This window comes from uncultured Thiothrix sp. (assembly GCF_937876535.1).
GTDB lineage: Bacteria > Pseudomonadota > Gammaproteobacteria > Thiotrichales > Thiotrichaceae > Thiolinea.
This window is the reverse complement of sequence record NZ_CALFHZ010000023.1, coordinates 82,763-108,942: the sequence shown is the minus strand read 5'-3', so window position 1 is coordinate 108,942 and position 26,180 is coordinate 82,763. Positions and strand designations below refer to the sequence as shown.

At 45.0% G+C, this 26,180-nt stretch carries 22 protein-coding genes; 9 read left to right on the top strand and 13 right to left on the bottom strand.

The window, feature by feature from the left end; all coding sequences use genetic code 11:
- The 4 genes from xdhB to Q0230_RS18230 form a co-directional block, all read right to left on the bottom strand.
- Window positions 1-1,799, bottom strand: a 1,799-nt coding sequence (xdhB, locus tag Q0230_RS18245) for a xanthine dehydrogenase molybdopterin binding subunit (protein WP_298612731.1), incomplete at its 3' end; no start/stop codon positions are given.
- Window positions 1,796-3,268 (bottom strand): xanthine dehydrogenase small subunit, encoded by a 1,473-nt coding sequence (gene xdhA / locus Q0230_RS18240; protein ID WP_298612726.1) that lies wholly within the window; start codon window positions 3,266-3,268, stop codon window positions 1,796-1,798. The genes xdhA and xdhB, both read right to left, overlap by 4 nt.
- A 3-nt stretch (window positions 3,269-3,271) precedes the next feature.
- On the bottom strand, window positions 3,272-3,628 hold the full coding sequence (gene uraH, locus Q0230_RS18235) for a hydroxyisourate hydrolase (RefSeq protein ID WP_298612722.1): 357 nt from the start codon (window positions 3,626-3,628) through the stop codon (window positions 3,272-3,274).
- Window positions 3,629-3,768: 140 nt separating this feature from the next.
- On the bottom strand, window positions 3,769-5,517 hold the full coding sequence (locus Q0230_RS18230) for a hypothetical protein (RefSeq protein WP_298612719.1): 1,749 nt from the start codon (window positions 5,515-5,517) through the stop codon (window positions 3,769-3,771).
- Window positions 5,518-5,594: 77 nt separating this feature from the next.
- On the opposite strand from Q0230_RS18230, the gene Q0230_RS18225 reads away from it, so the two are divergent.
- Entirely contained in the window at window positions 5,595-6,521 is a 927-nt protein-coding gene (locus tag Q0230_RS18225; protein WP_298612716.1) for a DMT family transporter, read from the top strand.
- A gap of 25 nt (window positions 6,522-6,546) precedes the next feature.
- Window positions 6,547-7,374 carry a dienelactone hydrolase family protein gene (locus tag Q0230_RS18220; RefSeq protein WP_298612711.1) on the top strand — a complete coding sequence of 276 codons (828 nt, stop codon included), beginning with the start codon at window positions 6,547-6,549 and terminating at the stop codon, window positions 7,372-7,374.
- Between the two features lie 46 nt (window positions 7,375-7,420).
- On the opposite strand, the gene Q0230_RS18215 is transcribed toward Q0230_RS18220, so the two are convergent.
- From Q0230_RS18215 to Q0230_RS18185, 7 genes are all read right to left on the bottom strand, one after another.
- Window positions 7,421-7,978 carry an ankyrin repeat domain-containing protein gene (locus Q0230_RS18215; RefSeq protein WP_298612706.1) on the bottom strand — a complete coding sequence of 186 codons (558 nt, stop codon included), beginning with the start codon at window positions 7,976-7,978 and terminating at the stop codon, window positions 7,421-7,423.
- A gap of 231 nt (window positions 7,979-8,209) precedes the next feature.
- Window positions 8,210-9,124, bottom strand: a complete 915-nt coding sequence (locus Q0230_RS18210; protein WP_298612699.1) for a glutaminase — start codon at window positions 9,122-9,124, stop codon at window positions 8,210-8,212.
- 116 nt (window positions 9,125-9,240) lie between these two features.
- Window positions 9,241-11,433, bottom strand: a complete 2,193-nt coding sequence (locus Q0230_RS18205) for an exonuclease domain-containing protein (protein ID WP_298612692.1) — start codon at window positions 11,431-11,433, stop codon at window positions 9,241-9,243.
- Window positions 11,430-11,804 carry a response regulator transcription factor gene (locus Q0230_RS18200; RefSeq protein ID WP_298612689.1) on the bottom strand — a complete coding sequence of 125 codons (375 nt, stop codon included), beginning with the start codon at window positions 11,802-11,804 and terminating at the stop codon, window positions 11,430-11,432. Before Q0230_RS18200 ends, Q0230_RS18205 begins: the two co-directional genes overlap by 4 nt.
- A 20-nt stretch (window positions 11,805-11,824) precedes the next feature.
- Complete coding sequence (locus Q0230_RS18195) at window positions 11,825-14,566, bottom strand: sensor histidine kinase (RefSeq protein ID WP_298612685.1); 2,742 nt, start codon at window positions 14,564-14,566, stop codon at window positions 11,825-11,827.
- Window positions 14,567-14,577: 11 nt separating this feature from the next.
- Window positions 14,578-14,775: a hypothetical protein gene (locus Q0230_RS18190; RefSeq protein ID WP_298612681.1), complete on the bottom strand. Its 198-nt coding sequence runs from the start codon at window positions 14,773-14,775 to the stop codon at window positions 14,578-14,580.
- 27 nt (window positions 14,776-14,802) lie between these two features.
- Window positions 14,803-16,254 (bottom strand): putative nucleotidyltransferase substrate binding domain-containing protein, encoded by a 1,452-nt coding sequence (locus Q0230_RS18185; protein ID WP_298612679.1) that lies wholly within the window; start codon window positions 16,252-16,254, stop codon window positions 14,803-14,805.
- Window positions 16,255-16,562: 308 nt separating this feature from the next.
- Between Q0230_RS18185 and ung the strand changes: the two genes are divergently transcribed.
- From ung to Q0230_RS18150, 7 genes are all read left to right on the top strand, one after another.
- The gene (gene ung / locus Q0230_RS18180; RefSeq protein WP_298612747.1) at window positions 16,563-17,261 is read left to right on the top strand and encodes a uracil-DNA glycosylase; all 699 of its coding nucleotides are present in this window, start codon (window positions 16,563-16,565) and stop codon (window positions 17,259-17,261) included.
- A gap of 173 nt (window positions 17,262-17,434) precedes the next feature.
- Entirely contained in the window at window positions 17,435-19,075 is a 1,641-nt protein-coding gene (locus Q0230_RS18175) for an efflux RND transporter periplasmic adaptor subunit (protein ID WP_298612676.1), read from the top strand.
- Entirely contained in the window at window positions 19,072-22,203 is a 3,132-nt protein-coding gene (locus Q0230_RS18170; RefSeq protein WP_298612673.1) for an efflux RND transporter permease subunit, read from the top strand. Before Q0230_RS18175 ends, Q0230_RS18170 begins: the two co-directional genes overlap by 4 nt.
- An 88-nt stretch (window positions 22,204-22,291) precedes the next feature.
- The gene (locus Q0230_RS18165; RefSeq protein ID WP_298612670.1) at window positions 22,292-23,641 is read left to right on the top strand and encodes an FAD-dependent oxidoreductase; all 1,350 of its coding nucleotides are present in this window, start codon (window positions 22,292-22,294) and stop codon (window positions 23,639-23,641) included.
- Between the two features lie 40 nt (window positions 23,642-23,681).
- Entirely contained in the window at window positions 23,682-23,996 is a 315-nt protein-coding gene (locus tag Q0230_RS18160) for a hypothetical protein (RefSeq protein ID WP_298612667.1), read from the top strand.
- A 161-nt stretch (window positions 23,997-24,157) separates the two neighbouring features.
- Entirely contained in the window at window positions 24,158-24,463 is a 306-nt protein-coding gene (locus Q0230_RS18155) for a type II toxin-antitoxin system VapC family toxin (protein ID WP_367274151.1), read from the top strand.
- A 480-nt stretch (window positions 24,464-24,943) separates the two neighbouring features.
- The gene (locus tag Q0230_RS18150; RefSeq protein ID WP_298612664.1) at window positions 24,944-25,378 is read left to right on the top strand and encodes a hypothetical protein; all 435 of its coding nucleotides are present in this window, start codon (window positions 24,944-24,946) and stop codon (window positions 25,376-25,378) included.
- Window positions 25,379-25,491: 113 nt separating this feature from the next.
- Here the strand turns inward: Q0230_RS18150 and Q0230_RS18145 are convergent, their stop codons facing one another.
- The gene (locus tag Q0230_RS18145) at window positions 25,492-25,884 is read right to left on the bottom strand and encodes a PIN domain-containing protein (RefSeq protein WP_298612661.1); all 393 of its coding nucleotides are present in this window, start codon (window positions 25,882-25,884) and stop codon (window positions 25,492-25,494) included.
- A complete protein-coding gene (locus tag Q0230_RS18140) occupies window positions 25,871-26,113 on the bottom strand; it encodes an AbrB/MazE/SpoVT family DNA-binding domain-containing protein (RefSeq protein ID WP_298612658.1) in 243 nt (80 codons plus the stop codon). Before Q0230_RS18140 ends, Q0230_RS18145 begins: the two co-directional genes overlap by 14 nt.
- Between the last annotated feature and the right edge of the window lie 67 nt (window positions 26,114-26,180).

The following is a 26,180-nucleotide window of genomic DNA, read 5'->3' as shown; positions in this document are numbered from 1 at the left end:
GTTTGCGGGTCATAATGAATTTTCGGGGTTTTATAAAAGCCGGTGGCTGACAGCGAAATGCGGTTAAACCAGGCTAAATGTGCCAGCTCCGCAAAACTCATTTCCACTTGATTACCAAGGCGCACCTGCCCTGCTTGGAAGCTAATTTCATTAGCAGGCAGTTGATAGCGTTCAGCCAGAAACTCCACTAACCGTTGCTTTAAAATCTGTGCAGCCGCTTGTGCAGCCATACCGTTCATATCCGAACCCGCAGAAGCAGCTGTTGCAGAAGCATTTGGGACTTTTTCAGTACTGGAAGCGGTACAACGAATTTGCTCTATAGGAATCTGCAGCTCTTCAGCAACCACTTGAGCAATTTTTGTGAATAAGCCCTGCCCCATTTCCGTACCGCCATGATTGAGCTGGACAGTACCATCATTATAAATATGTAGCAGTGCACCCGCTTGATTCAGGAAAGTAGCGGTAAAAGAAATTCCGAACTTAACGGGCGTCAGTGCAATGCCTTTTTTCACCCACTGATGCGTTTGATTAAAAGCACGAATCGCCTCACACCTCTGTTGATACTCCGCAGTTGAGGCCAATTCAGCGACTAGCTCATGGATAATATTATCCTCGACTTGCATACCGTATTGGGTGAGATCACGCACACCATCTTTGCCATAGAAATTCGCTTGGCGCACTGTGAGCGGATCGACTTGTAAATAGCGGGCAATTTCATCGATGACATATTCAATGCCCATCATGCCTTGCGGGCCACCAAAACCACGGAAGGCAGTATTTGATTGCGAATTGGTTTTGCAGCGATAAGAGACAATCGCGACATTTTCGAGAAAATAGGCATTATCCGCATGGAACATAGTGCGATCATTCACTGGGCCTGATAAGTCCGCCGAAATGCCACAACGTGAAGCGTAATCTAGCTCAATCCCTTGAATAAGACCTTGCTCATTAAAACCCACTCGATAACCAATATCAAAGCAATGACGCTTGCCGGTGAGCATCATGTCATCATCACGATCCACCCGATATTTAACAGGTTTACCTGTTTTTTGGGCTAATAAACCCGCTATACAGGCAAAGAAACTCGCCTGGCTTTCCTTACCGCCAAAACCGCCCCCCATACGCCGACATTCGATCACAATATCTTTTTGCGTACATTTAAGCACCGTCGCAACCACTTCCTGTACATGATGCGGATGCTGAGTGCTGCTATGAATTAAAAAATGCCCATCTTCTTGCGGTAAAGCAAAAGCGATTTGCCCCTCTAAATAAAATTGCTCCTGCCCACCTAAAGCAAAACGTCCCTTTAATTCATGGGCTGCCTGCTCGATGGCTGTCTTTGCCGCACCCCGCTCTAAACGTTTAGTAGGGAGTACAAATTGCTCAGCTGCAACCGCCGCACGAATATCCAGATTATGCGGCAGAACGTCATAGTCAATATCCGCAAACAGCACCGCACGACGTGCAGCTTCGACAGAAGTCGCTGCAACTGCAAAGATGGCTTGACCAATATATTCAACCTTGTCTACCGCTAAAACCGGCTCGTCCTTTAGCGAACCACCCAGATGATTTTCACCTGGAATATCTTTAGCAGTGATAACCGCAACTACGCCAGGGGCTTGGCACACTCGTGTTAAATCGACTTGTTTTAAAATGGCATGAGCCTGTTTACTAAGTCCAACAGCAGCATAGATCGTGCCTTTCGGCTCAGGTAAATCATCAATGTAACGCGCTTCGCCACTGACATGCAGATGGGCGCTTTCATGTGGCTGATCTTTACCAACATAGTGAGGACTCATAACATAGCCCCCACTTCTAGGAACAACTTGCGTAGTAAATTCGCTGCTACTACAGAACGATACTCAGCACTAGCGCGCATATCGGTTAATGGCTGAAAATCTTGCTGTAAGGCTTGAACGGCCTGCTCAATAGTACTTTCACTCCAAACCTGCCCTAATAAAGCCTGCTCAGTTTGCAGTGCACGCTTAGGTGTAGCGGCCATTCCACCAAACGCTATCCGCACTGAACTGACTTGGTTTTGCTCTAACTCCACAGCAAAAGCAGCACAAACCGCTGAAATATCCTGCCCAAAGCGTTTGGAAATTTTCCAAGTTCGGAAAATTTGTTTGGACTTAGCCAAAGGTAGACGTACTGCATGGACAAACTCACCGGCCTGCAAATCTTTCTTTTGATAGCCTAGATAAAAATCCTCTAAAGCTAGGCTTCGGGTTTGCGCTCCCTGCTGTAAAACGACTTGCGCACCTAAAGCTATCAAGGCTGGCATGGAATCACCAATCGGCGAACCATTCGCCACATTGCCAACCAAAGTACCCGCATTGCGAATCGGTAATGAGGCAAAGCGCTCGTATAAATCGCGTAGTTCTGGATACTCCACGACTAAGGCTTGATAAGCATTCTCAAGACTGACTGCCGCACCAAGCTCTAAATAAGTGCTTGTTTTGCAGAGCTTATGCAGCTCTGCAACGGCACCAAGATACACCAATTGTTTTAAATCGCAATGCTGCTTAGTAACCCATAAGCCTATATCGGTGCCACCGGCCAGAAGGCGTGCTTGTGGATTAGTCATTAAATAATCGGCTAGTGCTTGCAGAGTTTTCGGCGCGTAAAAACTAGCATCTTGATCAGTCAAATAAAGGCTTTGGTTTGAAGCTAAGGTTTGTAACTGCTGAATTAATTCAGCCTCTCCTAGCGTATTGCCAAAAGCTGCTGACACTACTGTTTGCTGCTCACTAGGGATTTGCTCCGCGTAGGCATGCATCTTTTGCCCTGCCTCTAAAATCGGACGGTAGCCTGTACAGCGGCATAAATTCCCAGAAAGTGCCATGCATAAACGTTCCCGACTTGGCTGTGCTTCGGTTTTATACAGAGCAAACAAAGACATGACAAAACCGGGAGTGCAAAACCCACATTGAGAGGCATGGCAAGCCACCATTGCTTGTTGGATAGGATGTAAACCGTACTGCGTTTTGAGGCTTTCGACGGTATATAAAACTTTACCATCTAGCACTGGCAAAAATTGTACACAGGCATTCACCGCGCGATAACGTAATTGCCCCTGCTGCAAATCAGCAACTACCACCGTACAAGCACCACAATCCCCTTCGGCACAGCCTTCTTTCGTACCCGTTCGATTTAAGTGTTCACGCAAAAAATTCAGTACAGTCGTAGTCGGTGGAATATTCGTAAGATCAATACGCTCACCATCAAGGATAAAGCTTAAAGTATTTCGAGTCGTATCTGCTTGCATCCTTTAGCTCCCTCGATAAGTTGAATAACTCCACGGTGAAGCTAGCAGTGGCACATGGTAATGCGCATGCGGATCAGCAATCCCAAAACGCAGTGGAATCACATCTAAAAAGGGTGGATCTATTAGTGTGCCCGTTTTAGACCAGAAATAATTGCCCATTTGGAACTCCAATTCCCAAATACCCACTTCTAGTTCTGCATCGACCAATAAGGGCTGATCACAACGGCCATCGTGATTGGTCATTACGGTTTTAATCAGGGTGCGTGAGCCATCAGTGGCACAACGATATAAGTGGATTTGAACACCAGCTGCCGGACAACCGTTCGCAGTGTCCAAAATATGAGTCGTTAGTTTGCCCATGCAGAGACTCCCTATCGTATTGAGGTGCTTTGCAGTATACCGTGTATTTTTGCTTTACCACTATTGGGCGAGAATTACTTAGGCTTTTATAGACAGCTTAAAAACTAAGAGCGCCCTAGAGCGCTCTTAAGCTTGATGACTTAATTCGTTGGTGAGATTGTGAAGGTATATTCAGTCGGCTGATCGGGCGAGATATTGATCACTTCAGTACCACTCATACTTTGATAATTAATACGTACTTGCACTGGTTGGGGCGGTACGCGAATCTCTGCCGAGGAGACATTAGTAAAGGACTGAATCGGTTGGCCTTGCAGGGTCATCACTGTGAAATTCACACGCATTGGCTTACGATCAATGCCGGAAATCGCATACAGATTCAAGCGTCCACCATTCTGCTGAGCGGGGGCTTGTTGAGGGGATTCTTGTTGTGGCACTTGCCCCCCTTGTTGAACAGGCTCCACTAGGGGAGGAACTGGTAAGGGCATCGAATTTTGGCCAATAATCTCGGTCGCATCAAAAGAAATCTCACTCACACGCCCATTGCCAATTTCAATCATCCGACTTTGACGTAAACCTTGAATCCCCGCAGTGACCTCATAAGTACCCGCTGGCAAATTGATTTCACCATTCGGTGCTGGCCCTACCGTCGCTACTCGTTCACCCGCACGATTGCGAATCACAAAGCGCGCTTGATCAGGCAAACCCTCACCGGTATTTAAGCGCAAGCGTAACAGACCTTGTTGTACTTGTTGCTGAGGTGGAGGCTGTACTTGGACGGTTTGCTGAGCTTGTTGAGGCGGAACTGGTACATTGCCGACCGCATTCAAGACAATATTCTCCCGCACAATACCATTGGCAGAAACTTGAATATTTCGCGTTGCCTCTTGGCGACCTTCTGATTTAACCGTAATTTTGTAAGAACCCGGCTCTAACGAAAACTCGGCACCATCGACATAATTACTTTTAGCCACATGCTGGCCGTTTTGTTTTTGCACATAAATATTTGAGCGAATGGAACGATTACCTTCCGCAGCACGTACTGAAATAAAAATTTGCCCATTAGCATTGCTAGCCACAGGATTAGTCTGGGCTTGCTGTTGTGGTGTGGTCGTTGTACTGGCGGACGATGTAGGCATTTCAAAGCGTGCATTGGTTAACTTATCTGCATAGACCTCTAATAGCCGTGAAGCCTCTTTGCCATTCGCTTTCACCTTAGCTAAATACTTACCCGGTGGCAGCGAGAAATTGGTGGTTTCACTGCCCGAATAAGATGCAACTTGTACACCGTCCGTGTCATAAACTAAAAACTCACCATCAATTTCACCATTAGGGCTGGACAGATCGACTATCGTTAAGCCTAACTTACCAAAAGCAGTCGGGGTAGGCTCTGTCATCGTCGTGGTCGTGGTGCTATCCGCTGGAACCGTCGTTGTGGTAGAGGTAGGCGTATTAGTTGGCGTTGGCGTGCCAGTTGTAGCCGTTACATTAGTGCTAGTACCTGTCGATGAGGCAGTTGTACCAGCGTTCAATTGACCTGCAGGGGCTTGGGTAGTTGACGTATTCGGATTCGTTGGTGTTTCTTGCTGCTCACCCTCTAGAGTAATCGTCTCAGAAGGGTTGGTAGTATTCCCCGGTAAGGCAATATCCTGAGTCGTTAAATTAGGGTTAGTTGAAGGCGAAGTGGTATTAGGCAAAGTGCCTGTACCTGTGGCTGTGTCAGCTCCAGTGCCTGTAATGGGTGTACCAGTTCCTTCTGGCAAAATTGGGGCATAGCCAGTATCTTGAGTCACCAATTTACGGTCACCCAACATGCTTTTCACCCCAATGAAAGCAAAAATCGCCAGTATTCCAAATACTACCCCTACTATGAGCAGTTTGCCTTTACCCATGTTCCTAATCACTCCTGAAATTTTGTTTATTCGGCTATGATAGCCGAAATTCGTAGCCACACACAGAATGTCCCCTCATGAATAATAGTTTTCTCGACCGCTTTTCACCCTATCTCTTATTAATACTTGCTGCGAGCTTCTGGGGGGGCAACTTCAATATTGCGCGTGCGTTTAATATGGAAATCCCCCCTATGGGCTTATCCTTCTGGCGTTGGACAGTAGCTGGTTTAGTATTACTCCCCTTTGTTTGGCATCCTATGCGCGCACAATGGCCTGTTTTTAAGCAGCATCTTGGCTTAGTACTGGCTCTAGGTATTTTGGGGGTAACAGGGTTTAATACCCTAGTTTATTTAGGTTTACAGACGACGACTGCAACTAATGGCGTGTTAATGCAGTCGGTTAATCCTATCTTTATTATTGCTTTATCCAGCTTGCTCTTAGGCGAATTTGCTACTAAGCGCCAATGGCTTGGCATTATTCTATCTTTGCTCGGTGTTTTGGTTATTCTGGTTCAAGGGCAAATAGCGAACTTACTAAAGCTGGATTTTCATGCAGGCGATTTAATTATCTTACTCGCCGTCTTGGACTGGGGCTTATATACCGTCCTCTTGCGCAAGTTGCCGAATGACCTCAAAGGTTTGCCAATTTTAGGTTATACCATCGCGATTGGTGTCTTAGGTATCCTACCCTTGTACCTAGCAGAAATTTTCTTAACTAGTCGTGTTATGCCTGTTAATTGGATCAGCATTAGCAGCGTGCTTTATGTGGCGATTTTCCCTTCGGTGCTGTCTTATCTATTCTGGAATCATGGTACTCAACGAATCGGTGCCAATCGAGCGGGTCAATTTGCGCATGTGGTGCCGATTTCAGGGATTTTAATCGCGGTTTTATTGCTTGGCGAACAACTTCATCTTTACCACTTACTAGGCATTGCTTTAGTAGCCGCTGGGATTGTACTTGCCAACTACCGGCAAAAAACCACTAAACTAGTTAAATCAGCCTAATGCTTATCAAGCGAGGAGAAACCCCATGTGTGATTTAAAAGGTTGCGGAACTCAAACCGACTTGCCCCCCATTCAGCTCGATTCCCAACAGCGCCGCTTGTTTTTACAAGGTTTAGCCTGTTTACCTTTAGCCACAGTCTTATCCTATCCAGAGCTAGCCAAAGCAGCCGCTGCTAAAACTGAAGAGGTCTCGATCACGCTAGAGATGGATAACAAAGTTAACGCCTCGCTTGCCTTACCAGCGGCTGATAAAGCACCTGCGGTCATTCTGATTCACGAATGGTGGGGATTAAATGATCAGATCAAAGCCGTCGCTGCTGAGCTAGCCAATTTGGGCTATGTGGCTTTAGCAGTCGATTTATACGCTGGCAAAGTCGCCAAAACACCCGAAGAGGCCAAAACCCTCATGGGTGACTTAGACCCTGAAATTGCTAAAGAAACCATGGTCGGCTGGGTCGATTATTTGAAAAAGCATGAGCGTGCTAATGGCAAAGTCGCCACACTAGGCTGGTGCTTTGGAGGGGGTTGGTCATTGAATACCTCAATCGCCGCACCCGTAGATGCCACCATCATCTACTATGGCAATGTTGCAAAAGGTGCTGAAGACCTTAAAACCTTAAAAGGCCCAGTCCAAGGTCATTTTGGCAAGCTAGATAAAAATATTAATCAAGCAATGGTCAGTGGTTTTGAGCAAGCGATGGAACAAGCCGGCAAGAAAGATAGCCTCACTGTGTATTGGTATGAAGCTGACCATGCCTTTGCCAATCCTACCGGTGCTCGCTATGACGAAGCAAATGCCAAACTTGCTTGGGAACGCACCACAGAATTCTTAAAGAAAAATCTAGCAGGTTAAATGTTTAAACTGGCCTGCAAGCTATTGAGTTTGCAGGCTAGGCGTTTTAATCCTTTTCAGCCTGTTTCAGCACACTACTAATCGCTTCAAGTAATTGGATACCTTGTTGGGCTAAATCACGCGGGGTTTGTCCATCTTCATTTTTAATTTTTGGATCAGCACCACGTGCCACTAATAATTCAGTTACATCCACATAACCTGAGCGTACTGCCAAATGCAATAAAGTATCTTGAGTTTCACCTGTCAGTAAATCTGGACTTTTCCCACGATCTAAAAACATTGCCGCAATTTCGGCATGACCATTTGCCACAGCACTGATCAAACAACTATCCAAGAGTTTAGCACCATGCTCAATCAAGACTTTTACCGCATTCTCTTTCCCTAACATACTGGCTGCACACAGGATAGTTTGCCCTGTTCCAGTCACTTGATTGACATTAGCACCTTTTTTTAAAAACTCCAGAATCGGCTCTGTTTGATCATCTAAAACTATTCTGATAAAGGCTTCTTCTTGTGCTCTTTGCTCATCAGCAACGGACTGAGGGAAAGCAGGCTCACAGAGAACTAATATTAGCACTAGCGCTGAACGTATGGATGGCATCATCTTTACAAACCTATTCCCTAAACCTTTCTTGCTTAAAAAACTTCCTTATCTGCTCTAAGCATAGATGGCTAACCCTAAAATACAGGGGTTTATTCAGTTAAAAAGCAGGAAAAGCAGGATAAAAGGAAACTGCTCTTGACCACTTAGAGCTGTGCTTGACAAGAAAAGAAAAATAAGATAAGCGACTGATTTTCAATACATAAAACTATAATTTTCTATTGATCGCTATTATTAAAAAATAGAATCACCTAATTGAGTGGTGATTTTCTCCAGCACACTTAAACCACGAACTGAATTTCCTTTTGCATTTAGCGGGGGACTCCAAACAACCACTGCAAACTTACCCGGATAGACAGCAACCATCCCACCACCTACCCCACTTTTTCCGGGTAAGCCCACTCGAAACGCAAAATCACCCGATTCATCATAAAAGCCACAAACCTGCATTAAGGCGTTAATTCGTTTGACTTGTCTGGCTGACAAAATATTCTGCTTAGTTGTTATATCTCTGCCGCCATTACTAAAAACCAAAAAGGCGCGAGCCAATTCTCGACAAGTCATTTCTACTGAACACAGATGAAAGTAGACATCCAAGACGCTAAAAAAGTCATTGTTAATATTACCGAAAGACTTCATTAGGGCAACTGAAGCCCCATTCCGATAGCCTGTGGTGGCCTCTGAACTAGCAACAGCTTCGTTAAAACCGATTTGGGGTTCATTCGCTAATTTGCGAATAAAAGCTAAGACTGCTTGTTTAGGGTCTTCCCACTTCGAAATTAAAATATCGGTTAGAACTAAAGCACCGGCATTAATAAAAGGATTACGAGGAATGCCCTGCTCAAACTCTAATAAAGCCAAAGAATTGAAGGGTCCACCAGAAGGTTCGACGCCTACTCGTGTCCATAAGAGTTCATCAACCTTTTGATACACCATTGCTAAAGCAAATACTTTAACAATACTTTGAATGGAAAATTTGGTGCTGGCATCCCCCACATAATACTCTTTACCATCGACTGTCGCTAAACAGATACCGAATTGCGAGCCATCGACTTTGGCTAGCTCAGGGATATAACTGGCAACTTTACCCTCATCCGCTTCGCGTTGGCATTGTTTATAGACATTATGAATTAAGGCGGAATAGTCCAAAAAAAGCTCCCAAATAACGAAAACTGAGTCAATTACTCAAGCATTTTTAATAGCTAGAGAATACCGCCTAACAGAAGCGTAACAGAGGTGTTAGGCGATAGTTTTGCAAGAATTTTTTAATACTTTAAACGCGCATAGAAAGTTTTTTGGGCAGCAGCACGTGCTTCCCCAAGCGTATGAATCCCTTTCTCGGCTAATAGGGGAATCATTTTCATGAAGATTTCTGCTGTCACCATCGCATCACCCATCGCTGTATGCCGCCCAATAATATTCACATTAAACCGCTCAGCAATCGCTTCTAAGCGATGTGATTCTTGATTAGGGTGAACCACTGCTGAGAGCAACAAAGTATCTAAAACCGGATGGTCAAAGACCACACCCGTCGCTTGCTCTTTGACTTGAAAACAACGCATATCAAAAGCTGCATTATGCGCGACCAAGACAGTTTCCTGCGCAAAGGTGTGGAAAGCAGGTAACACCGACTCAATCGTCGGTTGCCCTTTGACCATTTCTGGGGTGATGCCATGAATTGGAATGGTTTCGGGGGGTATAGGTCGCTTGGGATCAATCAACTGCTCGAAAAACTCATTATGCAGCAACTTATTATTGACAATTCGCACTGCCCCAATTTGAATGGTTTCATCGCCTCCAGCAGGATTAAGCCCGGTAGCTTCGGTGTCAAACACCGTATAAGTCAACTCAGTCAGGCGGCTATCGTCTAAAGAACGTGAATGCTCAGAGCTTTTGAATAAGTCAAAATCATAATATTCCGGACGGCTTTCACTACGCAAATAAGTACCAGAAGATAATTCTTCCTGCGGTGCTGCTAAAGGCAGCAATAAGCGGAAGAAAGCACGCCCCGTTTCGGCCTCACGTTCAACCCACGAGTCACCACTATGCCGAGTTAAGACATCTTGCACTGTAAGCGACATGGTTTCAGCACCCACTTTAATCTGCTCCATCTCCCAGCCAATGACTGCTTTAGTACCCTCGCCTAAAGGTGACCACAGCATATCTAAACAAGCCCGTTGTCCACTGGTTTGTAGGCGTAACTGCACCGCTTGTACTTGGCATTCTGCTTGTAATTTACCAGCTAAATGCACCAAAGCTTGTAATAGAGAAAAACTTTCTACTTTCAACCATAAACTAGCATCCACATTATCTGAGCTAGCCTTCACGGGTAAAGATGCTTCGATCCGACGCATAGCCGCCTCAATTAAGTCAGCACCATGCATTTCTTCTAAAGGCCAGCGCGAACGCAAGGTATTTGCTGAAGAGGTTTGCATTTCCTCAATACGTTTACCAAGGCTATGGATTTCATCGCGTACCACGCTCAATAAACGCTCGCGCATATCTGGCTCTAAATCCGGATACTCCAAAACCTCTACAGCGGCTTGGGCATTGGCAATCGCCGCACGACTCCCCTCTGTTAAGGAGTACAGCACACGATCTTTTTCTGAGTCATCCTCAAAATCACGGGTGATATTGTCCAGCATGAGCACAAAACCCGTTAATTCATTGGTTTGAGTAGGTGCCTCATCTGAACCTGCTGCGGGCATTTGCACTGCTCGCACTGGTGTCATTTGTACGCGTAATAACTGACCTGCTTGTGTCGTCGTCACGAATTGCGCAGACGGCATCGCTGCTCCACGCTGTAAACGATGCTGAATATTCTCTAGTGCATGTGCCACTAATTTGCGATCAAACACACTGTAAATCGAACGCCCTAAGCCAATTAATTCAACCCCTCCTGCAACCGAAGGAGCTTTCGATAAAGCACGGAATTGAGTACGAGCACGGTTGTTATATAGCAAAATCCGCCCATCTAAATTACATACCACTACGCTTTGAGTGAGCTCAGACATTAAAGCTGCTAAACGATTCTTTTCTAATTCTGTATTGCGACTTGCTTCTTGTACGCGCTGATCCATTTCCTCGCGTAGGCTTTCACGTTGATCCACTAGCTGATTAATTAACTCGGTCAATTTCTTATTTTCTGGGCTACCATCGGGTACTAATTTGCGTTTAACATCAGTACCTAATAATACTTGGGCATTTTCTAATAAACGTGCTGGGGCAGTCATAAAGTAACGGACTAAATAGCCCAGCACCACCCATACCGCAATTAAAGAAGCCGCCCACATTAGAAATAAAAGAGCAATACGTGGCCCAATCGCTGCTACTGCAGCAGCACGTTCATTTTCCTCTAAAGCAGCCCAAATCAGACCACCTGAAACAAATAACCAAATCAAACAGACTAAACCAACAATGGCTGTACCCGCTATAATCCGCCAATCTGTTTTTCTCATGCCGCAGCACCTAATAATTCCCGAACTTTCTGTGCTAATTCTTTAGTAGAAAAGGGTTTGACCATATAAGCATTCGCGCCCAAAGCCATACCTTTAGCCATATCAGTATCACGGCCTTTAGCGGTGAGCATTAAAATAATAATGTCAGCATTTTCGGGATTAGCGCGAATCTCCTGGCAAACTTCAAAACCAGTTTTCTTCGGCATCATGGCATCTAACAGCATTAAATTTGGCTTTTCTTGCGCCACTGCATCCACCGCTTCTTGTCCATCATGGGCGACACGCACTTGATAGCCTTCACGCTTCATTAAAAACTCTAGGGAAATTAAAATATTCTGCTCATCATCGGCAATTAATACCTTTGCACTCATGCATGCTCCTCCTCTGTTAACTATAAGGTTTGAGCCTCATTTAAACGTGGCAAGAAAAAGCTAAACCGCGCCCCTGCCCCCAAATCAGACTCTAACCACATTCGTCCACCAAAATGTTCAACAATTTGGCGACTAATCGGCAAACCTAAACCCGTCCCTTGCGGACGATCCGAAAATTCACCCGCTTGCCGAAACTTTTCAAACACCTGCTCTTGTTCATGCTGGGCAATACCTTTGCCATTATCTTGCACCGCTACCGTTACTCCATCTGGTGCATCTGTGATATATACATCCACTTGTCCCCCCGGATGCGGAACAAATTTCGCAGCATTGGATAATAAATTCAGCATTACTTGCATTAAACGATCCGGATCAGCCCGAATTGGGGCGATCACTTCATGGCTCTCATGCAAATTTAAACTCAACCCGTTCTCTAAATACATGCCTGAAATACTATTGACGGCTTGTTTCACTACGGCCTGAATATCTACATCACTGTTATGCCATTCAGCATGTCCTGCTTCAATCTTAGCCATGTCTAAGACCTGATTGACTAAGCGCCCTAAGCGTTCCGCTTCGCCCACTACAATTTCTAAGAATTGCCGACGTTGATCAGTTTCCATTTCATCATCGTCCAGCATCATTTCAGTGAAAGCGCGAATCGAAGTTAAGGGAGTACGTAATTCGTGAGTGACGGAAGACATGAAATCGTCTTTAAGTTTACCAAGACTTTTTAGTTGCTCATTGGCGGCACGTAATTCACTGGTAGCCTTTTCTAAAGATAAAGACTTTTCTTCTAAAGCTTTGGAGTAAGCACGCAGTTGTGAGGCCTCTTCCAAAATGCGCATGACATCATCTAAGTCGAGCTGTTCTTCTTCAACTACTGAAGCGACCATCATACGCGCAGAACCAGTACCAATCGCCCCTGCTAATTGCGTTTCTACATATTGCACCAGTTGCGCATTCGCCGGAATGTCTTTGGTCTGACTTAAGCCTAAGCGCCGCGCATAATCAGTAAATAACCGTTCCGCTTTATCTATTCCTAAAAAGCGTTCCGTCAGATTGCGCAAATCGGCCAGCTTAGCACGCCCTTGCCAAAAGACAGGGTGGCTGCTCGCAGTGCGCTCAAATACATCAACAAACAATAAAGCTTGGCTAGCTTCGCGTGCTTCCGGCTTCGTCCACAAAGACACTAAAACATAAGCACTAATATTCGCAAATAAGCTCCAAAACAAAGCATGGGTGAGATTATCCAAGCCCTCTAAACCGAATAGTTGCTCTGGGCGTAGCCAAGCTAAGCCAAATAAACCTTCGTGCATAAAGCCAGCATCAATCCAGCCAGATTTAACTAAAGAGGGTAAAAGTAAGGTGTAAATCCATAAAGCAAAGCCCAGTATTAACCCCACTAAAGCACCTTGGCGATTGCCAACTTTCCAATACATGCCGCCCAACATTGCCGGAGCAAATTGTGCCACAGCAGCAAAGCTAATTAGCCCAATACTGACTAAAGCATAAGCCTCACCTGCCATGCGGAAATACAAATAACCGAGCAGCAGAATCCCTAAGATAGCCACCCGCCGAATCATTAACAGTAAACCTGTTAAATCCCCACTCGAACGACTCCCAAAGCGTTCCGTGCGCAATAAAAAGGGCATGACTAAGTCATTGCAGACCATCGTCGAAACTGCGATGGCCTCAACAATCACCATACCAGTCGCCGCGGAAAGTCCACCCACAAACACAAATAAAGCCAGCCACTCATAGCCATAGGCTAGCGGCAAAGACAACACAAAATAATCTGGATCAGCTTGACCTTGACCAAAAAACAGCAAGCCACCAATAGCAATCGGCAAAACAAAAATATTAATCAGCAATAAATAGAGCGGAAATACCCAACTGGCACGTTTAATATGGCGCTCGTCGACATTCTCTACCACCATGACTTGAAATTGCCGTGGTAAAAAAATTACTGACAACATAGCGAGTAAAATTAAGGCAAACCATTGTGGATAAGCAAACGCATATTCGCCTTGCCCCAGCATCAATAGCGGTTTGAGTTTTTCATCGGCTAAGGCTTGGGCAAATAAATCACCCATGCCATTAAATACACCGTAAACAACAAAAATACCTACTGCTAAAAAGGCGACTAATTTCACAATCGACTCAAAGGCAATGGCAGCCACCATGCCTTCATGGCGCTCCGTGGTATCTAAATGCCGAGTACCAAAGACAATCGTGAAACCAGCAAGGGCTAGAGCAATATACAAAGTACTATCTCCCAGCCATAAACCCATTTCTGGGCGGGGTTGGCCTAAGGGAGTCGTCAGGATCGCATAGCCACTGGAAATTGCTTTTAGCTGTAAAGCAATATAAGGCACAATTCCAACCACAGTAATGAGGGTAACTAAACTAGCCAGTGTGCGACTTTTGCCATAGCGACTGGCAATAAAGTCAGCGATAGAAGTAATCCGGTAGGTTTTAGCAATGCGGATCATTTTACGCAAAACAATCCAGGCTAGAATCATGGCAAGCATCGGGCCTAAATAAATGGGTAAAAACCACATTCCTGTATTCGCGGCGCGCCCAACACTGCCGAAATAAGTCCAAGCAGTACAATAAACGGCCATTGACAAAGCATAAACCCAAGGGCTAGCAATAATGGAGCGACCTTCAGCGGCACGCTTATCCCCAAACCAGGCCACCGCAAATAAAATTAAGACATAAAGGAAGGAAGCTGCAATCACAAGACTATTTGAAATCACCCTACCCCTCCTTATCTTTCATCGGTTTCCATGAGCCAAGCTAAGACTGCAATCATCCCCGCCCAGATAATAAATAAAGCCGCAGGGAATAAAGGCACGCCTAGCACAGTTGCATCTTTATCCCAAAGTGCCAACAATGGAAAGTTTAATAAGGCACAGCCAAAGGCAAATAGAGCAGTTAATCGTGCTGATGTCATTCCACGTAACATAAAACCTTCCTCCATTTAGGCGCTGTTTTAGCGTAGCGCATTGGCTTGATAACGCTGGGCGAGTGCTTCTTGAAAGTGGCTAGCCACTTCAAAAGCATTTTTTAAGTGCCGCTGTTCGAAATCGGATAGTTCATCAGGCGCTACTTGGTTATCCGCTAATTGCCCTGCCTCAATCTGGCGTGCTTGATGGCGTAAACGGGTTAAACTAATAAACTCAAAGGCATCCAAGACATTAGCTAACACCTCATTACTGACCTGATTTGCCTGCCCTAAAGCTTGCAGACGCTCACGCGTATTCGTGACCGGTAAACCGGCTGCCAAGGTATAAACCCGTGCTACATCAATCACCGGTACCACCCCACGCTTTTTCATATCTAAGGTTTTTTCCCCATTGGCCTGCTTTTCTAGCACAAAGCCTTTGAAAAAACCTAACGGTGGACGGAAATTTAAAGCATTCGCTGCCATATGCGTCAAGAATAAGGTGCTTTTTTGCGTGCGGCGTAAAATGCTCTGATGCAAATCCTCAAATAAAGCCGCCTCACCATATAAACAGCGTAAATCAAAGAAAATCGTCGAATACAACAAAGCTTGCGGGTCAGGCGTTTCAATCCATTTAGCAAAATAATGACGCCAGACTGATAAAGGCTGCCGCCATTGGGGATTGGAGGCCATAATGCCGCCTTTGCAATATTCATAACCGCAAGCATCTAAACCATCACAAACAAAATCAGCGAGCTTCCGAAAATACTCGCCATGCTCCGCTTCTTGATAATCATCAGAGAGAATTAAGCCATTATCCTGATCAGAATAAGCGGTTTGCTCAAAACGAGCTAACGAGCCAGCGACTAAAAAAGCATAAGGGACAGGGGGAGCACCCAGTTGGTGTTCGGCTAATTGTAGCAGACGACGAGTCAGCGCTTGTCCAATCGAACTAATCGCATGCGAGACATGATAACTGGTGAGGCTTTTTACCATACTAACCAAGGCTTTAGGGCGATGTAGACTGAGTTGCTTTAAAGTCTCCACATCTTTAGCTAGATAAATATCGCCGATTAAATAAATGGCATTATGGCTATGACTACGCAGTAAATCAGTACCAGCTACTACACCCAAAATTGTTTGCTTATGTGGATCGACCACTGGGATATGTCGAATATTATGATGAGCCATTAAGAGCATCGCTTCAGTAGCCGGTGCTTGCGGCGGCAGTGTCATGGGTTGCGGACTCATAATGCTGGCAATTCGATCTTGGGGGTCATGTTGACTCGCTACCACCCGAACTCGAAAATTTTGATCAGTCACAATACCCGTTAATTTTGCATCACGCACGACCAGAGCGGTGTGGCTATTAGCTGCTGTCATTTGTGCAGCGGTAACTTGAATACTAGTCTCCTCATCCACAGTGACAGCGGGACGCACCAAATCCTTTACTTGCACTGTTAATAAAGAATAATCAGCTGCACGCTTTTCAGCCTCCATCCTCTCCTCCTCAGATGTCTGCTTATCGAAATAGGTTTTTGCTGTGGTGCTTTCGCGCTGCTTCAGGCGCTCTGCTAAAATAAAAAAGCGTGGCTTAACTTGACTAATTTACTCTGACTAAACACACGCTTGCCTTGACGTTTAGCAAAAGACACTCTATCAGCAACTCTTTGTTGTCTAGATAGTTTCGCTAAAATTCAATGCTTTTAGTCGCTGTTATTAAGTTTAGCAGTATAGTCTTTTTTAATAGTGAATACTGCCCCAGTGGGCAGGAGTTTGTTCTAAATATTTGAGGTTAATTTATGTCAATGGCTTTTAATGTGCAATTCCAAACCCTTGATCCTTCTTGGCAAACTGCATTAGCAGCTGAGTTTAATAAACCCTATTTAAGCACATTAGAGACCTTTCTGCAGGCTGAAACCGCAGCAGGCAAAACAATTTTACCACCTGCCGAAGTCCGTTTTTTAGCATTAGAAGCTACGCCTTTACAGGCAGTTAAAGTCGTCATTCTCGGTCAAGACCCTTATCCGACGTTAGGGCATGCACACGGGCTATCTTTCTCTGTTTTGCCAAGCGTTAAACCTTTACCACGCTCTTTAAATAATATTCATAAAGAAATGCTCACAGATTTAGGCATTGATAATAAAAATGCGGGTTATTTATTAGCGTGGGCACAGCAAGGCGTTTTACTTCTCAATAGCGTATTAACAGTGGAAGCAGGGAATGCGGGTAGTCACCAGAAAAAAGGCTGGGAGCCATTCACCGATGCAGTGATTCAAGCAGTTAATCAGCAGGCACAACCCGTAGTATTTATTCTTTGGGGTGCACATGCACAGAAGAAAGCTGCTTTAATTGATCAATCTAAGCATCATATTCTCAGCAGCGCACACCCGTCGCCCCTATCAGCCAAACAAGGTTTCTTTGGGAGCCAACCTTTTTCCCAAGCCAATAATTTCTTACAACAGCAGGGGCGTTCAAGTATTAATTGGGAGCTGCCTAAAAACTAAAAGTTACTTAGCAAACGATGCAGTGGGTTAGAAGTCAAGTTTGTAGGGTTAAAACGTAAATTTTTGTAAGGAAACTACCGCTAAGCAGAGGCTTCCGTTATTCTACTGACCCATAGTCATTTTGATAGTAGCAACTACCATCATTAATTAATTTTTGAGCCAACAGAATTATTATGAAATCAGTCAGACGCACACTTCGGACTACAATCTGCAGTCTTCTTGGGCTAGCTGTAGCACTGAATCCGATCCTGATTAGTCAGGCACAAACTACTCCGAGCCAAGCCCCGGCTGGTTCTACCCCTGTAGCTACTACTGAAGCAGCACCTACTGCCGCTCCAGCCAGTGGAGAGGCTAAACCTGTAGCAACGCAAGGTGGCAAACCAGCCGGTGGCGCTTCAAAACCTGCGCTCACGGTCACCAGTGTTAGCCCACAAAAAGATTCTTGGGATACCACTATTCAAGCGGATGGTGTGATCAATCCTTGGCAGGAAGCGATTATTGCCGCAGAAATTGGCGGTTTGCGCATTACCGAAGTGTTGGTCGATGTGGGAGAAACGGTAAAGAAAGGCCAGCCTTTAGCTAAACTTTCGCAAGAAACTGTGCAAGCAGATATTGCACAACAACAAGCCGTCATTAATCAAGCCAAAGCAGAAGTCTTAAAAGCTCAAGCGGGTGTTGCGCAATCTGAGGCGGGTGTTGTGCAAGCTCAAGCAGGCGTTACCCAAGCAGAAGCAGGTTTAGTTCAAGCCAATGCATCCATTAGCCAAGCTCAAGCCGCGTTAGGTCAAGCAGAAGCCGGTGTATCACAAGCCAATGCCGGCCTAGTGCAAGCGAATGCTAGTTTTACTGAAGCTAAAGCTAATGCAGACCGCGCACGCCAATTGAAAACCAGCGGTGCCTTGCCGATGCAACAAGTCGATCAATATATTACTGGTGAGGCCACTGCACGTGCGGGTATTGATAGCCAAAAAGCCACTATTTCTGCGCAAAAAGCCGCATTAGATGCACAAAAAGCCGGTGTAACTGCACAAAAAGCTGGGTTATCTGCAAAGCAAGCAGAAGTGAAATCGCAAGAGGCTGCTGTTGAATCAAGTCGCTTAGCGGTGAAAGCTCAGGAAGCAGTTTTAGAAGCACAAAATGCTGCTCTCAAAGTTCAACAAGCGGCGTTAAAGAGCCAAGAAATTCGCCTTGGTCAAACCACGATTGTAGCCGCTGATGACGGTGTGATTAGCTCACGCACGGCTGCTTTAGGTAGCGTCGTACAAACCGGTGCTGAACTATTTCGTATTATTCGCCAAAACAAACTGGAGTGGCGCGCCGAAGTGTCGAGTAATGATCTAGGGCAAATTCGCGAAGATCAAACCGCTAGCGTCACCATTAATACGGGTGAAGTAATTGAAGGCCAAGTGCGTTTGATTTCACCACAGTTAGATGCGAATACCCGACGTGCTTTAGTCTATGTGACCTTACCTTCCGGCAGCAGTGCACGGGCTGGTATGTTCGTCCAAGGCACGATTCGCCAAGGCCAAACCGAAGCTCTCACCGTGCCACAAGCAGTAGTGATTTTGCGTGATGGTCGCCATATTGTATTTGAAATTGGTGCTGATAATCGTGTGATTCAGCATGAGGTAAAAATTGGTCGGCGTGTACAAGATCGGGTTGAAATCCTCAGTGACTTACCGGCTGAGATTAAACTAGTCGCTACCGGTGGGGCTTTCCTCAATGATGGCGATTTAGTGCAAATTGCAGGTGCAGGTGCAGGTGCAGGTGCAGGTGCAGGTGCAGGTGCAGGTGCAGGTGAGAAGAAACCATGAATATTTCCGCGTGGTCAATACGCAACCCTGTCCCTGCTCTCTTACTCTTTATGGTGCTGAGTATTCTCGGCATTCATGGCTTCCGCTCGCTTACTATTCAGCAATTCCCTGATATTGAATTACCAGTTATTACCGTCAGTGCGGGTCTTGAAGGTGCTTCCCCTTCGCAATTAGAGACTGAAGTCACGCGTAAAGTTGAAGATGCGGTCGCATCTTTAGATGGGATTAAGCATATTCAATCCACCCTCACGGATGGCTCTTCGGTGACTGCGATTGAATTTATTATCGATAAGAATATCGAGACTGCGTTAAGCGAAGTGCGTAATGCGGTAGATGGCATTCGTGCAGATTTGCCAGGGAGTATGTCTGACCCCGTTGTTGGCAAAGTCACTACCTCTGGTAATCCGATTGTAACCTTTACAGTAGCCTCAGACCGGATGGATGAAGAAGCTCTGTCATGGTTTGTGGACAATGAAGTTTCTAAAGCGATGATGGCTGTACCCGGAGTGGGTAAAAGTAGCCGCATTGGTGGGGTTGATCGTGAAGTTCAAGTGAACCTCAATCCTGCTTTAATGGCAGGACTAGGCATTACTGCTGATGCTGTTTCACAAGCTCTTGGGCAAATGCAAAAAGACGCTTCTGGTGGACGCGGGGATGTAGGTGGTTCTGTCCAATCGGTACGAACTTTGGGCGCAGTAAAAACTGCCGATGATTTAGCGGCTCTACCCATTCCACTAGCAGGTGGGCGTTATGTGCGCTTAGATCAAATCGCTAAAGTGCAAGATACCTACTCTGAACGCTCTATGTATGCGCTTTGGGATGGCACTCCGGTAGTTGGCTTCCAGATTACCCGTGTCAAAGGTGCGGGTGAAGTGGATACGGCAGATCGTGTGCGGGCGGCTGTCCAAAAGCTCAATGAACAGCATCCGCAAGTACAAATCGTTGAGGCCTTTGACCGCGTTACTCCAGTTAAAGATAACTATGAAGGCTCGATGCTCCTGATGTATGAGGGGGCTGCTTTAGCGATTTTAGTCGTTTGGTTATTTTTGAGAGACTTCCGCTCTACTTTAGTTTCAGCTATTGCACTCCCTTTAGCCATTCTACCAACCTTTGCCGCTTTATATTACATGGGTTACACCATGAATATTCTGACGTTATTGGCTTTGGCTTTGGTGGTCGGGGTCTTGGTCGACGATGCGATTGTGGAAGTAGAAAATATTGTTCGCCACTTGAATATGGGTAAAACACCCTTTCAAGCAGCGATGGAAGCAGCCGATGAAATTGGCTTGGCCGTTATTGCAACAACCGCTACTTTGATTGCTGTTTTCCTACCTACCGCCTTTATGGGTGGCATTGTTGGTAAGTTCTTTGAGCCTTTTGGAATGACTGCTGCTATTTCGGTGTTCTTCTCACTGGTGGTCGCACGGATGCTCACGCCGATGATGGCTGCTTATATTCTCAAAGCGCCTAAAGAACATAAGCAAGAAGATGGTTGGATTATGACCAACTATCTGCGTTTGATGAAATGGTGTTTGCGGCATCGATTTATCACTATCATTTTGGCTATTGCCTTCTTTATTGGCTCAATCATGTTGATCCCCTTACTACCTAAAGGCTTTATTCCAGCCGGTGACGAGGGGGTTACGGGTGTGACGGTTGAATTGCAACCCGGCAGTACCTTAGAGGAAACCCGCGTAGTTGCAGAAGAAGCACGCCAGAAGCTGACCTCCGTTCCCCACATTCAACATGTGTTTTCTATTGTGGGTTATGAAGCGAGTCAACAAGGTCCCTTTGGTGGTGGTGGTGGTACAGATGCACGTAAAGCGACTTTAACCATTGTTCTAACTCACCGTACCGAGCGTTCACTCACTCAGCAAGACATCGAGAACTTGATCCGTAAAGCGGTTCAGGATTTACCAGGTGCTCGAATTAAGGTGGGTTTAGGTGGCAATGGTGAGCAATTACAAGTCACCCTAGCTAGTGACGACGCGAATGCGCTTAATTCCAGTGTCACCGCGGTAGAAAAAGATCTGCGTACCCTCAAAGGTCTGGGCAATATCACCTCGAATGCTAGTTTGCAACGTCCGGAAATTCATATTACGCCGAATTTTGCGCGTGCTGCAGAGTTGGGTGTGAGTACTCAAGCCTTAGCTTCGGTAGTTCAAATTGCTACAACGGGCGATTTTGAGAGTCGTTTACCCAAGCTCAATCTGCCACAACGGCAAATTCCAGTGCGTGTCCGTTTGGATAAACAGGTACGGACTGATCTGCAAGCGATTCAGCAGTTACGTATCCCTGGGCGCAATGGTGAGGTACCGTTATCAGCAGTAGCCGATGTAGAGCTTAGTAGTGGCCCGACGCAAATCCAACGCTTAGAGCGGAGACGAAATGTAACTATTGATGTGGAATTGAATGGGCGTGGTTTAGGAGATGTCGCTGCTGAAGTCGAACAACTACCCAGTATCCAAACTTTACCGCCAAGCGTTTCTCGTCCACCTGCAGGTGATGTGGAAAATATGCAGGAGTTATTTGGTAGTTTTGGTGGCGCCATGTTAATTGGGGTGATGATTATCTATGTTGTCTTAGTCCTGCTATTCCATGACTTCATGCAACCCATCACCATTTTAATGGCTCTACCCTTGTCTTTGGGCGGTGCCTTTGTGGCCTTATTGGTCACACACAGTAGCTTCTCGATGCCTTCAGTCATTGGTTTTATTATGTTGATGGGGATTGTGACGAAAAACTCGATCCTCTTGGTTGAATACGCGATTGTGGATATTCACGAGCGCGGCATGAAACGCTTCGAAGCCTTAGTAGATGCTTGTCATAAGCGGGCACGCCCCATTGTGATGACTACCATAGCAATGGGCGCAGGGATGTTACCAACTGCTTTAGGTTTAGGGGTTGATCCAAGCTTCCGCTCGCCGATGGCAATTGTGGTGATTGGTGGTTTACTTGCCTCGACCTTGCTGAGCTTGCTAGTAATTCCGGTAGTCTTTACCTTTATTGATGATCTGCGGCGTGGTTTACGCTGGATTTTCATGCGTGGCAAACCAGAAGTATATGGATCCCATCAAGAACCAGTACCAGAACTCCCTGTGATTACCGCTCCTCCTGTAAATCATTAGTCTAAATAATAAGAGGCCAGTATCAACTGGCCTCTCTGTTATTCTACGTTTAGAATTTCCTCTACTTACTACTACCACAGGCTTTGCTATGAGTCTTTCACGCCGCCGTTTTCTTACAGGTTTAGCCGCTTCATCTTTAATCATGCATACCCCACTCTCCGCTACTAATCCACCGACTATCCTAGTCATTGGGGCAGGGATAGCTGGCCTGGCTGCTGCTCGTAGTTTAAGTAAGCAAGGCTTGAAAGTGACCCTTATTGAGGGGCGTCAACGCTTGGGTGGGCGGATTCATACTAGTCAGGTCTGGCCTGAGTTACCGATGGATTTAGGTGCTTCATGGATTCATGGTCAAAAACAAAACCCCATCACTGAACTCGCAAACGCAGCTCAAGCCAAGCGTATTGCTACCAGTTATGATAGTGCTGAGTTATACATTGATGCTCGTCTTAAGCAGTTAGGGGTACAGGGCACCAATGAAGCTACACTTGAAAAATTAGTCCATAAAGCACTCAAGCAAGCCGCTAATTTGGATACTGATATTTCCTTACAAGCCGCTGTTGATCGTGTGGTCAACAAGCCGCTGAGTGCTGCTTATCAAGCACAATTAAATTTTTACCTGAATAGTACTTATGAACAAGAATACTCCGGTGCAAGCCATGAATTATCTGCACAAACGCTGGATGACAATGAGGAATTCGATGGAGCTGATGTTCTTTTCCCTCAAGGCTATGCACAAATCCCTAATTATCTGGCACAAGGTTTAGATCTACGTTTAGGGCAAATTGTCTCTAAAATAACTTACACCAATACAGGTGTCACCGTTAAAGCTCAAGATCAAACATACCAAGCTGACTATGTGATTATCACGGTGCCTTTGGGTGTTTTAAAACGCAAAACTATTCAATTTAATCCGCCTTTGCCCGCTAATAAACAAGCTGCTATTCAGCGTTTGGGCATGGGTTTACTAAACAAAGCCTATTTAAGATTCGATAAAGTGTTCTGGCCAAAAGATATTGATTGGTTGGAGTACCTGTCACCTGATGCTGGACACTGGGCGGAATGGGTCAGTTTGGCCAAAATCGGTGCTCCTGTTTTGTTAGGATTTAATGCAGCAGATCGCGCACGTGAATTAGAAGCTTGGAATGATCAAGCGCTAATTGCTGATGCGACGCAAGCACTCAAAGCCATGTTTGGAAACCATATTCCGCAACCTGTGAGTACACAAATTACCCGTTGGGCACAAGATCCTTTTGCTTATGGCTCTTACTCATTCAATGCGGTGGGCAGTACTAACAATGACCGTGCAGCTTTAGCAAAAACCACCAATGGTCGTTTATTCTGGGCAGGTGAAGCAACTCATAGCAACTATCCGGGTACCGTACACGGTGCTTATTTAAGCGGCACACGTGCGGCTAAATCTTTATTAGCAATACTTTGAAAAAATGATTATGGCTGACAACAATACCAAAGATACTTCAATGAACCACGACATCCGCGATTTTCGCCAACCGATGGTTACCTCGATTGGCATTATGCTGGGTTTCTTAATGAATTTTTTAGCACAGTGGGCAATTTCGGATGATGAGCACCCCGCAATTCAAAGCCTAGCGGATGGCTTAGTCGCCGGTACTTTATTAATCGGCATTGGTTTAATGATTTTCGTGCTATTTAAACTACTCACCAACCGCTACGACACTGCCAATGCAGGGCTTTATTATCAAAGTATTTTTAAGTGGTATATGGCAGCGATTATTGTGTCGTTTGGCGGCTTGGCGGCAGCTTTGTTTGTTTAACCTCTAAGCTTGTGAAGCACAATCAACCCTCCTGGAAGGATAGCACTGCTATCATTTTAGGAGCCAAACATGGCTAATCTCATCGCTCGCACTCTCGAACCCGAACTCATTGATGCTCTAAAACAACCTGCAGCATGTCATGGAAGCAGTGCTGATCTGTTATTACTATTGGCGAGCTAAGACGCGGTATTGAACGTGTAAGCCACCGCCATGACCTTACCCAAGCCGAACAATTAGAACATTGGCTTCAAAGTATTTTGCAAGATTACCAAGACAATATTCTTACGATTGATTCTGATACAGCTCAAATCTGGGGAAAGCTTAGAGTTCCTTATCCAGAAAATGAGCTAGATAAACTGATTTCTGCAACTGCTCTTATTTATGATTTAATCTTAGTCACTCGCAATATAAGCGATTTTCAAAAGACAGGCGTGAAACTACTAAGCCCTTTTCAGAATACCTTTTAGCTTTTTACTAATTTCCTCTCTGGCTTGAGTATTGATCTGCTTGGTACTCTTAATCTTTTTATTTTTACCAATCATAATCCAAGTTGCGTGATTCGACTGAGCAATAATTTGAAACTAAGCGCTAACATAAAGGATATAAGCTTAATCTCAAAGCATCTTCCTATAGAGGTGTGAGTAGATATGAGCATGCTCTATCGCGAGGACCGAGGTGATTTAACAGATCGTCACATACGCAATAGTGCGTTATGATAGTCGTGTTCATAAATATCCTCATTTAAAGTGTTTGCTTTGGTTAACTACACCTTAAATATTCCTCTTGGGATTCGCTTTAGCTCGTACAACTTGGGTTAATTATAGAAAATCGTTAAGAAACCCTATTAAAAACACCCTTAAGTATTGATCACCATCAATCCTAGATGGTATTTTCAGCAATTATTTATTTTTTAATGATTCCTAAATGAATAGCTAGGGTTTATCCAAGTGGCACGAAAGAAAAAAGACGACTCGTTGGGGCTTATCATCATTGGTGCTTTAATTGCTGCATGGCAGTGGTTTGTACACAACATCAACCTTGCGCTTATGATTGCTGGTGGATTTTTAGCTCTTTTCATTGCCTTTAAAGTCATTACAGCCTTGCTAAAAAAGAAACGCTATAACGAACGTCGCGCCTATCTAATGCAAAAATACCGAAATAACACCGAGTTAGTGGACATGATCATGGATGGCCAGTTTTGGAAGCAACAAACGGCTGACCAATTATTAGATTCATTAGGTACTCCTGTTGCTGTTGATAAGGAGGTTCAGAGGAATAAAAGGCGCGAGGTATGGAAGTATGATCATGTGAGAACTGATCAGTACCTTTTACGTATTACGCTGGATAATGACTTAGTAACAGGGTGGACGCAGCGCACATGAATTTATTTCAATCTCTTAAGCAAGGTGTTTTAATAGGAATAATGGTCGCGATTATTGCTTATTACAGTAGCCTCACTTGCAGCGCTTTTAGTGTGTTTTACTCACCCTACCCCCTACAACAACCTAAACAAACTCCCCTTACCTGCTTTCTGATCTAAAGTTGCTGTATAATTTGCTCCCGCTTGATGGTGTACACGCGCTAATAAATAATCCGAATAATCCGCATTGCCTTGTTGATAATCTTGCAGCGCTAAAATGGCTAATTCTGGATATTGAATCATAAACTCGCGACAACTTAATAAAGCATTGATAACCCCAGTAATTTGCTCGCGTGAATACTTATAAGCTCGGGTCAAAACCCAAACCACTTCCACTAAAACAATTTGACTAATATAAGCTGGCTTATCAGTAGAAAGGCTCTCTATCAACTTATTTACTTTGGCGCTTTGCAGCTCATCATCTTGAATGAGATAGCGTACCAATACATTGGTATCAAGTCCGATCACGAGCCGCTCCTGTCGCAATAGCTTGATCCATTTCCTCCAAACTAACTGCTTTTTTAGGTTTAGGCAGCATACCTTTTAAACTTTTTACCGAACGAGTCACAGGCAATAAAAACAAGCGGCCATCATCGCCAAATACAAACTCAATCCTATCACCCACATTGAGTTGCAAAGCATCGCGTGCTTGTTTAGGGATAGTGACCTGACCTTTTGCAGTGAGGGTTGCTAACATTATTCCTTACTCCAAATAATATTTCTTACTTAACTTTAGTCGTTAATTTGGTAAGAATCCATTTAAC

Excerpts from the sequence above, each read along its gene's own strand:
- Q0230_RS18220 (WP_298612711.1), top strand. The coding sequence starts at position 6,547 with ATGTGTGATTTAAAAGGTTGCGGAACTCAAACCGACTTGCCCCCCATT.
- ung (WP_298612747.1), top strand. The coding sequence starts at position 16,563 with ATGGCTTTTAATGTGCAATTCCAAACCCTTGATCCTTCTTGGCAAACT.
- Q0230_RS18205 (WP_298612692.1), bottom strand. The coding sequence starts at position 11,433 with ATGAGAAAAACAGATTGGCGGATTATAGCGGGTACAGCCATTGTTGGT.
- Q0230_RS18225 (WP_298612716.1), top strand. The coding sequence starts at position 5,595 with ATGAATAATAGTTTTCTCGACCGCTTTTCACCCTATCTCTTATTAATA.
- Q0230_RS18170 (WP_298612673.1), top strand. The coding sequence starts at position 19,072 with ATGAATATTTCCGCGTGGTCAATACGCAACCCTGTCCCTGCTCTCTTA.
- xdhA (WP_298612726.1), bottom strand. The coding sequence starts at position 3,268 with ATGCAAGCAGATACGACTCGAAATACTTTAAGCTTTATCCTTGATGGT.
- Q0230_RS18175 (WP_298612676.1), top strand. The coding sequence starts at position 17,435 with ATGAAATCAGTCAGACGCACACTTCGGACTACAATCTGCAGTCTTCTT.
- Q0230_RS18140 (WP_298612658.1), bottom strand. The coding sequence starts at position 26,113 with ATGTTAGCAACCCTCACTGCAAAAGGTCAGGTCACTATCCCTAAACAA.
- Q0230_RS18215 (WP_298612706.1), bottom strand. The coding sequence starts at position 7,978 with ATGATGCCATCCATACGTTCAGCGCTAGTGCTAATATTAGTTCTCTGT.
- Q0230_RS18185 (WP_298612679.1), bottom strand. The coding sequence starts at position 16,254 with ATGGAGGCTGAAAAGCGTGCAGCTGATTATTCTTTATTAACAGTGCAA.
- Q0230_RS18190 (WP_298612681.1), bottom strand. The coding sequence starts at position 14,775 with ATGTTACGTGGAATGACATCAGCACGATTAACTGCTCTATTTGCCTTT.
- Q0230_RS18230 (WP_298612719.1), bottom strand. The coding sequence starts at position 5,517 with ATGGGTAAAGGCAAACTGCTCATAGTAGGGGTAGTATTTGGAATACTG.
- uraH (WP_298612722.1), bottom strand. The coding sequence starts at position 3,628 with ATGGGCAAACTAACGACTCATATTTTGGACACTGCGAACGGTTGTCCG.
- Q0230_RS18165 (WP_298612670.1), top strand. The coding sequence starts at position 22,292 with ATGAGTCTTTCACGCCGCCGTTTTCTTACAGGTTTAGCCGCTTCATCT.
- Q0230_RS18160 (WP_298612667.1), top strand. The coding sequence starts at position 23,682 with ATGAACCACGACATCCGCGATTTTCGCCAACCGATGGTTACCTCGATT.
- Q0230_RS18200 (WP_298612689.1), bottom strand. The coding sequence starts at position 11,804 with ATGAGTGCAAAGGTATTAATTGCCGATGATGAGCAGAATATTTTAATT.